Genomic DNA, 12,306 nt, shown 5'->3' with positions numbered 1-12,306 from the left:
CACCACGTCATGGTAGGCATTGCACAATTATGTGCTTGAGCTTATCGTAAGCGCATGCACACAATTGACGCGGACATCCGCCCCCACCACCGCATTGCCGTCCTGCGCACCATCGACCTGGTCGACACCGTCGCCGCATCCGACCTCGATCGACCCACTCCGTGCGCGGACTGGAATCTCGCCGACCTGCTCGCCCACATGACCGTCCAGCACCGCGGGTTCGCGGCGGCCGCGCGCGGCAACGGTTCGGACGAAGCGGTCTGGCGACCTGAGACCGTCGCAGGCGCGGTGCGCGCAGACCCGAAAGGCGCATACGCCGCGGCCGCGCACGACGTCCTCGACGCGTTCGCCACCGATGGCGTCACCGAGGCGACGTTCGCCCTACCCGAATTCGGACCCAATGCGACGTTTCCCGGCGCGCTCGCGTTCGGATTCCATTTCGTCGACTACGTCGTGCATGGCTGGGATGTCGCGGCGGCGTTGGGCGTCCCCTACGACCTGCCCGACGACGTCATCGCCGCGGTCCTGCCGCTTGTGGAGGCGATCCCGGACGGCGACTTCCGCGAAACCGCGGGCGCACCCTTCGGGCGCGCTGTGAACGCCCACGCGACAACCGATTTCGAGCGGATCCTCGCCCACCTCGGCCGGCGCCCGGACTGGCGTCAGCCGTAGGTGACGGTCAGGCAGACCTCAATGTTGCTCAGCCGCCGAGAAGCTCGTTGAGCACCGTCATCAAATCGGGCAGTTTGTCGGTGACGATCTGCCACACCAGGGCGTCATCAACCTCGGCGTAACCGTGGATCAAAATATTTCGAAACGCCACAATCCGCGGGAGCTCGGGGATCGTGGCCGCGAGCGACGCGTCCATTCTTGATAACTGGTTGAGCGCCTCTCCAACGATCTCCAGCTGCCTTTCGACAGCAGAACGGAGTAACGCATCAACCGTGTAATCCTCGAACGTTTTTCCCGCACTGAATTGACGGACGAGTGTCACCGCGTGCTGAGCATCCCAGAGGTACTTCTTTGGGTCGCGCGGCATAGACGACTTGCCGTGTCGCCATGACGTGCCGCCTGAAGTACGGGTTCTTGATGCTTCCCACTGTTACGACGTCAACCGATCGACCGAGGATTCGCTCGAGACCTTCCTTCAGCGAAAAGTAATGATCGAAGTAGTCGAAGTCAGCGCTCAGGTCGAACTCGACAAGCACATCTACGTCACTGGAGTCGGCGTCGAACGAATCACCGGCCGCCGAGCCGAAGACATCAAGTCGCCGCACCGACAGTTCGCGGCACAGCTCCTCGATCTCGTGTCGTTTCGACTCGACCACTTCGTGCACGGTCTGCCACCTCCACACGAAATTCTGCCCGACAAACCTACGTCCAGACGAACGACGATGTATTACGGGCGCGTCGTCAGCCGTAAGTGACGGTCACCGGCGAATGGTCCGACCAGCGCAGCGCATAGGCCTCGGCCCGGTCGACGCGAGCGGCCGTCGCCCGGGCCGCGAGGGTGGGGCTCGCGAGGCGGTAGTCGATGCGCCAGCCGGCGTCGTTGTCGAATGCCTTGCCGCGCCATGACCACCAGCTGTAGGGCCCGGCGACGTCGGGATGCAGCACGCGTACGACGTCGACCCAGCCGGTGGCCAACAACTCGGTCAGCCATGCCCGCTCGGCGGGCAGGAAGCCGGCCTTCTTGACGTTGCCTTTCCAGTTCTTGATGTCGTTCTCCGTGTGCGCGATGTTCCAATCCCCGCACACCACAGCATCATTGGCGAGGAGCAGCGCCATCCGCGCAGCGACCGTGCCCATGAACCGCTCCTTCTCGAGCTGGCGGTCGGTCTCGGCCTCGCCCGTCGGGAAGTACACGCTCACCACCGTGGTGCCCGCGGTGTCGACCTCGAGATAGCGGCCATGTGCCTCGAACTCGTCGGATACCAGCAATCGCGAGGCGTCGATCGGATGGCGTGACAGCACCGCGACGCCGTTGCGGCCCTTCAGATGCGGATCGGCCGACGCGAGATTCCAGCCGTCGGCCAGCGCAGGCGCCAACGCATCGGCGAGTTGTTCGTCGTCGGCCCGGGTCTCCTGCAGGCACACCACGTCGGCGTCGGTTTCCTTCAACCACGGCAGCAGGCCGAGGTTTTCGGTCGAGCGCTGCTTGACCGCAGCGCGGATGCCGTTGACGTTGATGGTGCTGACGGTCAGCGAACCCGGAGAAGCCACGGCGCAGACCCTACCGATCCGCCCCGACAGGCCACTTGCGGTACCGGCGGTATCACCTTAATCTCGGGCGTCATGGCCGAACGTCGCGCACCCATCCATCTCGGATCGGGCGAACCGATCCTGCTGCTGCACCCCTTCCTCCTGTCGCAGAGCGTGTGGAAGTACGTCGCCCCGCAGCTCGCGAACACCGGCCGCTACGAGGTGTTCGCCCCGACCATGGCAGGTCACAACGGCGGTGCGCCCGCTCCGTTCCTGCTCGACGTCAGGGCGCTGGCCGACGATGTCGAGCGGCAACTCGACGAACTGGGCTGGACAACAGCCCACATCGTCGGGAACTCACTGGGCGGCTGGGTCGCGTTCGAACTGGAGCGCCGCGGCCGGGCCCGCACGCTCACCGGCATCGCGCCCGCCGGTGGCTGGACCCGCTTCACCCTGGCGAAGTACGAGATCATCGGAAAATTCCTGGCGGGGCTTCCGATCGTGCTCGCGACAACCCTCCTTGGCCAGCGGCTCCAGCGGTTGCCGCTCACGCGCCAGATCTCCTACCTGGCCGTCAGCGCAACGCCGGACGTGCTCAACGACAGCGACCGGGCCGACCTGATCGAGGACCTGGCGCACTGCCCGGCCTATTACAAGCTGATGATCAAGGCCTTGACCACCGCGGGCCTGATGGAACTGCCGAACTCCTGCACGCCCACGCATCTGGTGATCTGCGAGAAAGACCGCGTGCTGCCCGAGCCGCGGTTCACCCGGCACTTCATCGAGCACCTGCCGAAGGGATCGGTGATAACCCGGCTCGACGGCGTGGGACATGTCCCGATGTTCGAGGCGCCGGACCGGATCACGAACCTGATCACCGACTTCATCGAGCTTCACACCGACCCGGCCCGGGCTACCGGTTAGATCGGAAACCCCGCCCCTGTCTTGCCGGGGCGGGGCACCGTAAACCTCAGCCCTGCGCGGACGCGAGCGCCTCGTTGAAGGTCTTGCTCGGCCGCATCACCGCGGCGGTCTTCTCGCGGTCCGGGTAGTAGTAGCCGCCGATGTCGACCGGCTTGCCCTGTGCCTCGTTGAGTTCGGAGACGATGGTCTCCTCGTTCTCGGCAAGCGACTTGGCCAGCGGTGCGAAGTGCTCGGCCAGTTCCTTGTCCTCGGTCTGGTTCGCGAGCTCCTGCGCCCAGTAGAGCGCGAGGTAGAACTGGCTGCCGCGGTTGTCGAGTTCGCCGGTCTTGCGTGACGGGCTCTTGTTCTCGTCCAACAACTTTCCGGTCGCCGCGTCGAGCGTCTTGGCCAAGAGCTTGGCCTTCGGATTGTCGGACTTGTTGCCCAGGTCTTCGAGGCTCGCGCCCAGTGCGAGGAATTCGCCGAGCGAATCCCAGCGCAGGTGATTCTCCTCGACGAGCTGATGGACGTGCTTGGGAGCCGAACCGCCGGCACCGGTCTCGTACAGCCCGCCACCGGCCATGAGCGGCACGATCGAGAGCATCTTGGCGCTCGTGCCCAATTCGAGGATCGGGAACAGGTCGGTGAGGTAGTCGCGCAGGATGTTGCCCGTCGCGGCAATGGTGTCCTGGCCGCGGATCACGCGCTCGATGGTGTACCGCATGGCCCACACCTGCGGCATGATCTGGATGGTCAGGCCCTCGGTGTCGTGGTCCTTGAGGTAGGTCTTGACCTTCTTGCGCAGCTCGGCCTCGTGCGGACGCTCGGTGTCGAGCCAGAACACCACCGGCATGCCCGACAGCCGCGCCCGCGTGACGGCCAGCTTCACCCAGTCGCGGATGGGGGCGTCCTTGACGACCGGCATGCGCCAGATGTCGCCTTCTTCGACGTTCTGCGTCAACAGCACCTCGCCGGTGTCGTTGTCGACGATGTTGGCCACGCCGTCCTCCGGGATCTCGAAGGTCTTGTCGTGGCTGCCGTACTCCTCGGCCTTCTGCGCCATCAGACCGACGTTGGGAACGGTGCCCATCGTCGTCGGGTCGAACTGGCCGTGGGTCTTACAGAAGTTGATGATCTCCTGGTAGATCCTCGAGAAGGTGGACTCCGGGTTGACGGCCTTGGTGTCCTTGGTGCGGCCGTCGGCGCCGTACATCTTGCCGCCCAGCCGGATCATCGCGGGCATCGACGCGTCGACGATCACGTCGCTGGGTGAGTGGAAGTTCGAGATGCCCTTGGCCGAGTCGACCATCGCGAGCTCGGGCCGGTGCTCGTGGCACGCGTGCAGGTCCCGGATGATCTCTTCGTGCTGCGACGCCGGCAGCGACTCGATCTTGCTGTAGAGATCGGACAGGCCGTTGTTGACGTTGACGCCGAGCTCGTCGAACAGCTTCTGATGCTTGGCGAACGCGTCCTTGTAGAAGACCTTGACGGCGTGGCCGAACACGATGGGGTGGCTGACCTTCATCATGGTGGCCTTGACGTGCAGCGAGAACATCACGCCGGTCTCGTAGGCGTCCTGCATCTCGGCCTCGTAGAACTCGCACAGGGCCTTCTTGCTCATGAACATGCTGTCGATGACGTCGCCGTCGTCGAGCTTCACCTCGGGCTTGAGCACGATCGTCTCGCCGCGCTTGGTGACCAGCTCCATGCGGACCTTGCGGTCACGGTCCAGCGTCATCGACTTCTCGCCGTGGTAGAAGTCGCCCTTCTTCATGGTCGCGACGTGCGTGCGCGATGCCTGCGACCACTTGCCCATGCTGTGCGGGTGCTTGCGCGCGTACTCCTTGACGGCCTTGGGGGCGCGCCGGTCCGAGTTCCCTTCGCGCAGTACCGGGTTCACCGCACTGCCGAGGACCTTGGCGTACCGATCCTTGATGGCCTTCTCTTCGTCGTTCTTCGGCTCGCCGGGGTAGTCGGGCAGGTTGTAGCCCTTGCCCTTCAGTTCCTTGATCGCGGCGAGCAGCTGCGGCACCGAGGCGCTGATGTTGGGCAGCTTGATGATGTTGGCCTCGGGGTCCTGGGTCAGCGCCCCCAGCTCGGCCAGGTTGTCCGGGACCTTCTGCTCGTCGGTCAGGTAGTCGCTGAACTCGGCCAGGATTCGCGCCGCGACGGAGATGTCGCTGGTTTTCACGTCGATACCGGCCGCTTCGGCGAAAGTGCTGACCACCGGCAGGAAGGCGTACGTCGCAAGCAGCGGCGCCTCGTCGGTCAGCGTGTAGATGATGGTCGGTTGCTGGGCGCTCATTGATGTTCTCCCGACGTCACTTTCGGTCAGATCTTGCCGAACTTCGCTTCGCGCGCCTTGTGGGCGCACGTCAAGCAGTGCCGAGCGTTGGCTCGCGAACGCAACACTACAAGGGCCGAATGGCGCGCGAGCATCCAACATTGGCTACTCGTCAGTAACCAGAACGGGCGCGCCACGACGCCCCGGAAGCCATCCCACTGGCACCCGATGAGGCGCGTGAGATAAGCTGCAGGCCGGTCATGAGCGCCAGCGTCAAGCCCCGGCTTGCTGGCCGGCAACCCTCCAACCGCGGTGGGGTGCCCCGGGTGATGACCAGGTTGAGCAGCCGTTGCGGCTGTAAGGCAAGCGCGGGTCCGTAGGTTCGGGCCCCCAGAGAGACAGGGAAACCTGATGGAGGCCATCCATGTGCTGTTGTCCGTGACCTGTTGGTGTCCGCCTGCTGCCATGCGCAGGCAGGACGCCCGGTAATCGACTTCCCCTTCATCTCGCAGGAGACAACACACCCATGAGCACCCCGGACAACGCCGCAGAGTGGTCGTTCGAGACCAAGCAGATCCACGCCGGCCAGACCCCCGACAGCGCCACCAACGCCCGCGCGCTGCCGATCTACCAGACGACGTCCTACACGTTCAACGACACCGCGCACGCCGCCGCGCTGTTCGGCCTGGAACAGCCGGGCAATATCTACACGCGCATCATGAACCCGACCACCGACGTGGTCGAGCAGCGCATCGCGGCGCTCGAAGGCGGCGTCGCCGCGCTGTTTCTGGCGTCCGGACAGGCCGCCGAGACGTTTGCCATCCTCAACATCGCCGGCGCAGGCGACCACATCGTGTCGAGTCCGCGGCTCTACGGCGGCACGTACAACTTGTTCCACTACACGTTGCCCAAGCTCGGCATCGAGGTCAGCTTCGTGGCAAACCCCGATGATCTGGACTCCTGGCGCGCGGCGGTGCAGCCGAACACCAAGGCCTTCTTCGCCGAGACGATCTCCAACCCGCAGATCGACGTGCTCGACATTCCGTCGGTCGCCGCCGTCGCACACGACAACGGCGTGCCGCTGATCGTCGACAACACCATCGCGACGCCCTATCTGATCCAGCCGCTCGCCCACGGCGCCGACATCGTCGTGCACTCGGCGACGAAGTATCTGGGCGGGCACGGTTCGGCGATCGCGGGCGTGATCGTCGACGGCGGCACGTTCGACTGGACGAACGGCAAGTTCCCCGGATTCACCGAGCCGGACCCGAGCTACCACGGCGTGGTGTTCGCCGAGCTCGGAGCGCCCGCGTATGCACTGAAGGCGCGCGTGCAGCTGCTGCGCGACCTGGGTTCGGCGGCCGCACCGTTCAACGCGTTTTTGATCGCACAGGGATTAGAGACGCTGTCACTGCGTGTTGAACGGCACGTGGCCAACGCTCAGAGGGTGGCGGAGTACCTGGCGGGTCACCCTGACGTGACGTCGGTGAACTACGCCGGTCTGCCCACCTCGCCGTGGTACGAGCTCGGTCGCAAGATCGCGCCCAAGGGCACGGGCGCGGTCCTGGCCTTCGAACTGTCCGGCGGTATCGAGGCAGGCAAGGCATTCGTCAACGCGCTCACGCTGCACAGCCACGTCGCCAACATCGGCGATGTCCGCTCGCTGGTCATCCATCCCGCGTCGACGACCCACCAGCAGCTGACCGCCGAGGAGCAGCTGTCCACGGGTGTCACGCCCGGCCTGGTCCGGCTGGCCGTCGGCCTCGAGGGGATCGACGACATCCTGGCCGACCTCGAGCAGGGATTCGCCGCCGCCCGTCCGTTCAGTGGTGCCTCGCAGACGGCGTCCACGGTGTGAGTTGCGTGAGACGAGCCCAGTGACGATCACCGAAGAACCTCCCGTGCAGACCCAGCCCTTGCCCGCAGAAGGCGAGATCGGCCTGGTGAACATCGGCGCGCTGACCCTCGAGAACGGCACCGTCCTGCCCGACGTCACGATCGCCGTGCAGCGGTGGGGCGAGCTGTCACCCAACCGCGACAACGTGGTGGTGGTGCTGCACGCACTGACCGGCGACTCCCACGTCACCGGACCCGCCGACGACGACCACCCGACACCGGGCTGGTGGGACGGCGTGGCCGGGCCGGACGCCCCGATCGACACCGACCACTGGTGCGCGATCGCGACGAACGTGCTCGGCGGTTGCCGCGGCTCCACCGGGCCCGGCTCCCTCGCGCCGGACGGAAAGCCTTGGGGCTCAAGGTTTCCCCAGATCACCATCCGCGATCAGGTGGCGGCCGATCGGGCCGCGCTCGCCGCGCTCGGCATCACCGAGGTCGCCGCGGTGATCGGTGGGTCGATGGGCGGAGCCCGTGCCCTGGAATGGATCGTCGGACATCCCGACGACGTGCGGGCCGCACTGGTCCTGGCCGTCGGGGCACGCGCGACCGCCGACCAGATCGGCACCCAGGCCACCCAGGTCGCCGCGATCAAGGCCGATCCCGACTGGCAGGGCGGTGACTACTACGGAACGGGCCGGGCACCGACGGCGGGGATGGAGATCGCCCGGCGGTTCGCGCACCTGACCTACCGCGGCGAAGAGGAGCTCGACACCCGGTTCCGCAACGAGGCCCAGGGTGGCGAGGATCCGGTCGCCGGCGGCCGCTACGCGGTGCAGAGCTATCTGGAGTACCAGGGCGGCAAGCTGGCCGCCCGGTTCGATCCCGGCACCTATGTCGTCCTGAGCGACGCGTTGTCCAGTCACGATGTCGGCCGCGGCCGCGGCGGGGTGCGGGCCGCGCTGCGAAGCTGCCGCGTGCCGACCGTGGTCGGCGGTATCACCTCCGACCGCCTCTACCCCATCCGCCTGCAAGAGGAACTCGCCGACCTACTGCCCGGGTGTAGTGACCTGGACGTGGTCGACTCGGCCTACGGCCACGACGGCTTCCTGGTCGAGACCGAACTGGTCGGCAAGTTGATCCGCCGAACATTGGAGCTTGCACAAAGGTGACCAGTTCTCGGCAGCAACGTTCCCTGTCATTCGGCTCGGAGGCCGCCGCCTACGAACGCGGCCGCCCGTCGTATCCGCCCGAAGCCATCGACTGGCTGCTTCCGGCCGACGCACACGATGTGCTCGATCTGGGGGCGGGCACCGGCAAACTCACCACGCGACTGGTCGAACGCGGACTCGACGTGATAGCGGTCGACCCGATCGCCGAGATGCTGGAACTGCTGTCGAACTCCCTGCCGGACACCCCGGCGCTGCTGGGAACGGCAGAGGAAATCCCGTTGCCGGACAACAGCGTTGACGCCGTGCTGGTGGCCCAGGCGTGGCACTGGTTCGATCCCGAGCGCGCCGTCAAGGAAGTCAGCAGGGTACTGCGGCCCGGCGGCCGGTTGGGCCTGGTGTGGAACACCCGCGACGAGCGGCTCGGCTGGGTCAAGGATCTGGGCCGCATCATCGGCCACGAGGACGATCCGTTCAATCATCAGGTGACACTGCCCGAGCCGTTCGCCGACACCGAGCGGCACCAGGTGGAGTGGACGAGTTACCTGACGCCGCAAGCCCTCATCGACCTGGTGGCCTCCCGCAGCTACTGCATCACCTCGCCCGAGCAGGTCCGCACCCGCACGCTGGGCCAGGTTCGCGAACTGCTGGCCACCCACCCGGCGCTGGCCAACACGACCGGCTTGGCACTGCCGTACGTCACGGTGTGCATTCGCGCGACGCTGGCTTAGCGCGCAATGAATTCGCCGATGACGGCAGTGCCCGGGCCGATCATCGCGCCGGGGCCGGGCGTGGCCGTGGTCGTATCCGCGTCGAGCACCTCGCCACACTCGGCACAGACCGTTTTCGCCGTGGTGACGCGGCCGCAGGCGTTGTGCCGCAACAGCGCCGGTGGCCCGTCGGCTCCCGCCAGCCATTTGTCCCCCCAAGCCACCAGCGTCGCGATGACCGGGTACAGATCCCGTCCCTTTTCGGTGAGCAGGTATTCGTAGCGCACCGGCGCGGTCTGGTACTGGCGGCGTTCGACGATCCCATGGCTTTCGAGCTCGTCGAGGCGTGCCGTCAGGACATTCGATGCGATGCCGAGGTCGCGCCGGATGTCCTCGAAGCGCGTAAGCCCAGCGAACAGGTCGCGCAGGATCAACGGCGTCCACCGCTGACCCACGACGTCGACGGCCCGCGCGATCGAACACGAGATGTCGCTGAAGGACTGTTTAGGCATGGGCCAACAGTAGTTCATTGCTTTTCACCATTGACTCTGATTAGGTAACTTGCAAAAAGCAAGTAAGGGGTAACGGTGAGCGAGACAACTACTGATTCGGTGGCCGCGTTCTGCGAAGCCACCCGTGCCAAGGACATCGACCGGCTCGTCGACACCCTCGCGCCAGACGCGGAGCTGGTGTCGCCGCTGTCGGGCCGCATGGTGTTCCGCGGCCGCGAAGACCTGCGACTGCTGCTCGCCGAGGTGTACGGCGGCCTGCGCGATCTGAGGTGGCAGGAGGTGATCGGCGACGGCCGAACGCGGGTGGCGGTCAGCGAGGCCCGGATCGCCGGCATCACCATCACCGATGCGCTGGTGTTCGAACTCGATGACACCGGTCGGATCATGCGCCTACGCCCCCACCTACGGCCGTTGCTCGCGATCGCGGTCTTCGCACTCCTGCTCGGACCGAAGATCGCCCGCCACCCCGCCGCGGTTCGCCGGGCGCTCAGGCGCTGAGTTCGTCGGCCACCGGATCCGGCCTGCCGCACCAGCGGTGCAGCGCAGCGTGCAGCCGATCCCGGTCGGCCTCGCCGAAAACGTCGGCAGCCCAAGCGATGTAGCCATCGGGGCGGATTAGCAGAGCGGCCGCAGGCGCCTGGTGTTTGGTCGCCACCACGACGTCCACGCGGTCACGCCAACCCTCGGTCGCATCGGCGACCGTGCCGCCGCTCAGGTCGAGCAGCAGCGGCCGGCCCGAACGCATGAGTTCAGCCACCCGCCGATCGTCGTCGAGCACCAGATCCGGCATGAACCGCCCGGACAGCCGATGATCGTCACCCACGTCGTAGCGCACATCGGACCCGGCGAGCACGTTCGCGATGTGGGCGGCGCCGTCCGGCGTTGACAGCAGCTCACCGAAAAGTGTTCGCAGTGCCGCCACCTCGGGCCCGGCGGCCATCAGGGCGGCCTGAGCCATCGAGTGCATCATCACGCGCTCGCCGGCCGGATACCGCTCGGTGTGATAGCTGTCGAGCAGGCCGGGCGGCGCCCACCCCTGCACCGTGGCGGCCAGTTTCCAGCCCAGGTTCATCGCGTCCTGCATGCCCAGGTTCAAACCGGGCCCGCCCATCGCCGAATGCACATGCGCGGCATCGCCGACCAGGAACACGTTGCCGGCGCGGTACCGGTCGGCCTGTCGGGTGTTCTGACCGTTGATGCGCCGCAAGGCGTGTGGCCCGGGCCCGGCCGGCGGTTCCATCGGCAGGTCAGTACCGAGCACGCGGGCCGCACTGTCGCGCAGTTCGGCGATGGTCAGCGGCGGCGCATCGTCGGGCAGCAGGGTGCCGTATTCGACCGTGCCGACCATGGAACGTCCCGGCTCGAACTCGGCGTAGATCAGCACGCCGCGATCGAACCTGTTGTGGCCGAACGGTAGACGTCCGATTCCGGGGATGCGCAGGCCGCCGCCGCGAGCCCGGAACTCATCGGGCACGGCGACATGGCCGACACGCGCGACGACGTCGGTCGTGAGGCCGGGAAAGCCGATTCCGGCCGCCTTTCGCACGGGGCTGCGCCCGCCGTCGGCGCCGACGAGGTAGGTGGTGTCGATCTCGTAGTGTCCGTGCGGCGTCGCCACGGTCACCGCCACACCGTCGGCGCGAGGCACGATGCCGGTCAGTTCGTGGCCCCACCGAATCTCGGCACCCAGATCGCTCACCCAGTCCACGAGCTCACGCACCACACGCGGTTGCTGAATCAGCATGCCGTACATCGGGTTTTCGGCCAGATCGGCGAACGGCACCTGCATGCCGGCGAAGATGTAGCCGTTCATGGGCTGCGGCGGCTGCGGCGAACCGCTCAGTTTCTGATAGAGGCCACGCAGATCGAGAGCCCGGTTCGCCTGCCCGACAATACCGTTGGCCTTGAGTTCGGGGCTGGGCTCGGGCAGCAGCTCCAGCACGACCGGCCGGACGCCGGCCAGCGCCAGTTCACCGGCGAGCAGCAGGCCGTTGGGCCCGGCTCCGGAGATGACGACGTCGGTTTTCTCGGTCATGGTTTCCTTCCGGGTTCGGGCAGTCCCGCGGCGACGGCCGCGAAACCCTCACGTAGTAACGATGCGAACGGCACCGGCGGATCAGCGGCCGCATACTCGTCCATCGCGACATCGCCGACCGCACGCACGACGGCTGCGACGAGGCGTGGGTACATGTCCGACGGTTCGGTGCCGGCGCGTTCGGCGATCGCGGCGACCCATTCGTCGAACATGCCCCGAAACGTCGCATCGCGAATCTCCGGGATCATCAGCAACTTTCGAATCTCGACGAGCTGCTGGCGCGTCGGTACCGCACTGTCGGCGCCGCCCACGTCACCGAGTTCGTCGTCCAGCGGCGCGATCACCGACTCGGCGATGGACGTCCACAACGGTTCGCCGACCGGACGCTCCCGCAGCAGATCGATGCTGCGCCTGAGGCGTTCGATCTGGCGGTACGCGAGCGCCTCGTACTTGCCGGTGAAGTAGTTGTTGAACGTCCGCAGCGAGACGCCGGCCAGCTTGGCGATGTCCTCGCGTGTCACGTTCTCCAGGCCGCGATCGAAGGTGAGCGTCATCGCGGCGTCGCTCAGCGCCCGCCGGGTGTCGAGTTTCTTGCGCTCGCGTAGTCCCACGGCCACCACCCTAGCCATATCTTGCACACTGGGCAATATTGCAC

General features: G+C 66.4%; 14 protein-coding genes and 1 riboswitch. Of the genes, 7 read left to right on the top strand and 7 right to left on the bottom strand.

The window, feature by feature from the left end:
* Positions 1 to 54: 54 nt before the first annotated feature.
* Positions 55 to 672 carry a TIGR03086 family metal-binding protein gene (locus AWC31_RS25855; RefSeq protein WP_085146818.1) on the top strand — a complete coding sequence of 206 codons (618 nt, stop codon included), beginning with the start codon at positions 55 to 57 and terminating at the stop codon, positions 670 to 672.
* A 28-nt stretch (positions 673 to 700) separates the two neighbouring features.
* Here the strand turns inward: AWC31_RS25855 and AWC31_RS25850 are convergent, their stop codons facing one another.
* Together AWC31_RS25850 and AWC31_RS25845 are read right to left on the bottom strand one after the other, a co-directional pair.
* A complete protein-coding gene (locus tag AWC31_RS25850) occupies positions 701 to 1,039 on the bottom strand; it encodes a HepT-like ribonuclease domain-containing protein (RefSeq protein ID WP_085146816.1) in 339 nt (112 codons plus the stop codon).
* Positions 939 to 1,277, bottom strand: coding sequence for a nucleotidyltransferase family protein (locus AWC31_RS25845; protein ID WP_234817014.1), 339 nt, complete (start codon positions 1,275 to 1,277; stop codon positions 939 to 941). The genes AWC31_RS25850 and AWC31_RS25845 overlap by 101 nt, the downstream gene beginning before the upstream one ends.
* Here AWC31_RS25845 and AWC31_RS37985 point away from each other — a divergent pair.
* A complete protein-coding gene (locus AWC31_RS37985) occupies positions 1,161 to 1,427 on the top strand; it encodes a hypothetical protein (protein WP_234817017.1) in 267 nt (88 codons plus the stop codon). The two genes, AWC31_RS25845 and AWC31_RS37985, sit on opposite strands and share 117 nt — an antisense overlap.
* Here the strand turns inward: AWC31_RS37985 and AWC31_RS25840 are convergent.
* On the bottom strand, positions 1,414 to 2,205 hold the full coding sequence (locus tag AWC31_RS25840; protein WP_085147317.1) for an exodeoxyribonuclease III: 792 nt from the start codon (positions 2,203 to 2,205) through the stop codon (positions 1,414 to 1,416). The genes AWC31_RS37985 and AWC31_RS25840 overlap by 14 nt on opposite strands.
* 90 nt (positions 2,206 to 2,295) lie before the next feature.
* On the opposite strand from AWC31_RS25840, the gene AWC31_RS25835 reads away from it, so the two are divergent.
* A complete protein-coding gene (locus tag AWC31_RS25835) occupies positions 2,296 to 3,126 on the top strand; it encodes an epoxide hydrolase EphH (protein WP_085146812.1) in 831 nt (276 codons plus the stop codon).
* Positions 3,127 to 3,172: 46 nt separating this feature from the next.
* Here the strand turns inward: AWC31_RS25835 and AWC31_RS25830 are convergent, their stop codons facing one another.
* Complete coding sequence (locus tag AWC31_RS25830; protein ID WP_085146810.1) at positions 3,173 to 5,410, bottom strand: NADP-dependent isocitrate dehydrogenase; 2,238 nt, start codon at positions 5,408 to 5,410, stop codon at positions 3,173 to 3,175.
* 235 nt (positions 5,411 to 5,645) lie between these two features.
* Positions 5,646 to 5,764, top strand: a riboswitch (SAM riboswitch).
* Positions 5,765 to 5,915: 151 nt separating this feature from the next.
* Here AWC31_RS25830 and AWC31_RS25825 point away from each other — a divergent pair.
* The 3 genes from AWC31_RS25825 to AWC31_RS25815 are packed head-to-tail and all read left to right on the top strand — an operon-like array spanning position 5,916 to position 9,125.
* On the top strand, positions 5,916 to 7,247 hold the full coding sequence (locus AWC31_RS25825) for a bifunctional o-acetylhomoserine/o-acetylserine sulfhydrylase (RefSeq protein WP_085146808.1): 1,332 nt from the start codon (positions 5,916 to 5,918) through the stop codon (positions 7,245 to 7,247).
* A gap of 19 nt (positions 7,248 to 7,266) precedes the next feature.
* On the top strand, positions 7,267 to 8,397 hold the full coding sequence (metX, locus tag AWC31_RS25820; RefSeq protein ID WP_085146806.1) for a homoserine O-acetyltransferase MetX: 1,131 nt from the start codon (positions 7,267 to 7,269) through the stop codon (positions 8,395 to 8,397).
* Complete coding sequence (locus AWC31_RS25815; protein WP_085146804.1) at positions 8,394 to 9,125, top strand: class I SAM-dependent methyltransferase; 732 nt, start codon at positions 8,394 to 8,396, stop codon at positions 9,123 to 9,125. Before metX ends, AWC31_RS25815 begins: the two co-directional genes overlap by 4 nt.
* On the opposite strand, the gene AWC31_RS25810 is transcribed toward AWC31_RS25815, so the two are convergent.
* Complete coding sequence (locus tag AWC31_RS25810) at positions 9,122 to 9,616, bottom strand: winged helix-turn-helix transcriptional regulator (protein WP_085146802.1); 495 nt, start codon at positions 9,614 to 9,616, stop codon at positions 9,122 to 9,124. The two genes, AWC31_RS25815 and AWC31_RS25810, sit on opposite strands and share 4 nt — an antisense overlap.
* A 75-nt stretch (positions 9,617 to 9,691) precedes the next feature.
* Between AWC31_RS25810 and AWC31_RS25805 the strand changes: the two genes are divergently transcribed.
* Positions 9,692 to 10,114: a nuclear transport factor 2 family protein gene (locus AWC31_RS25805; RefSeq protein WP_110775255.1), complete on the top strand. Its 423-nt coding sequence runs from the start codon at positions 9,692 to 9,694 to the stop codon at positions 10,112 to 10,114.
* On the opposite strand, the gene AWC31_RS25800 is transcribed toward AWC31_RS25805, so the two are convergent.
* Entirely contained in the window at positions 10,104 to 11,651 is a 1,548-nt protein-coding gene (locus AWC31_RS25800) for an FAD-dependent monooxygenase (protein ID WP_085146798.1), read from the bottom strand. The genes AWC31_RS25805 and AWC31_RS25800 overlap by 11 nt on opposite strands.
* Positions 11,648 to 12,280 (bottom strand): acyl-CoA-like ligand-binding transcription factor, encoded by a 633-nt coding sequence (locus tag AWC31_RS25795; RefSeq protein WP_165766056.1) that lies wholly within the window; start codon positions 12,278 to 12,280, stop codon positions 11,648 to 11,650. Before AWC31_RS25795 ends, AWC31_RS25800 begins: the two co-directional genes overlap by 4 nt.
* Positions 12,281 to 12,306: the final 26 nt, after the last annotated feature.

This window comes from Mycolicibacterium wolinskyi (assembly GCF_002101965.1).
Lineage (GTDB): Bacteria > Actinomycetota > Actinomycetes > Mycobacteriales > Mycobacteriaceae > Mycobacterium > Mycobacterium wolinskyi.
The sequence above is the reverse complement of the archived record's forward strand: the minus strand, read 5'-3'. Positions and strand labels throughout refer to the sequence as shown.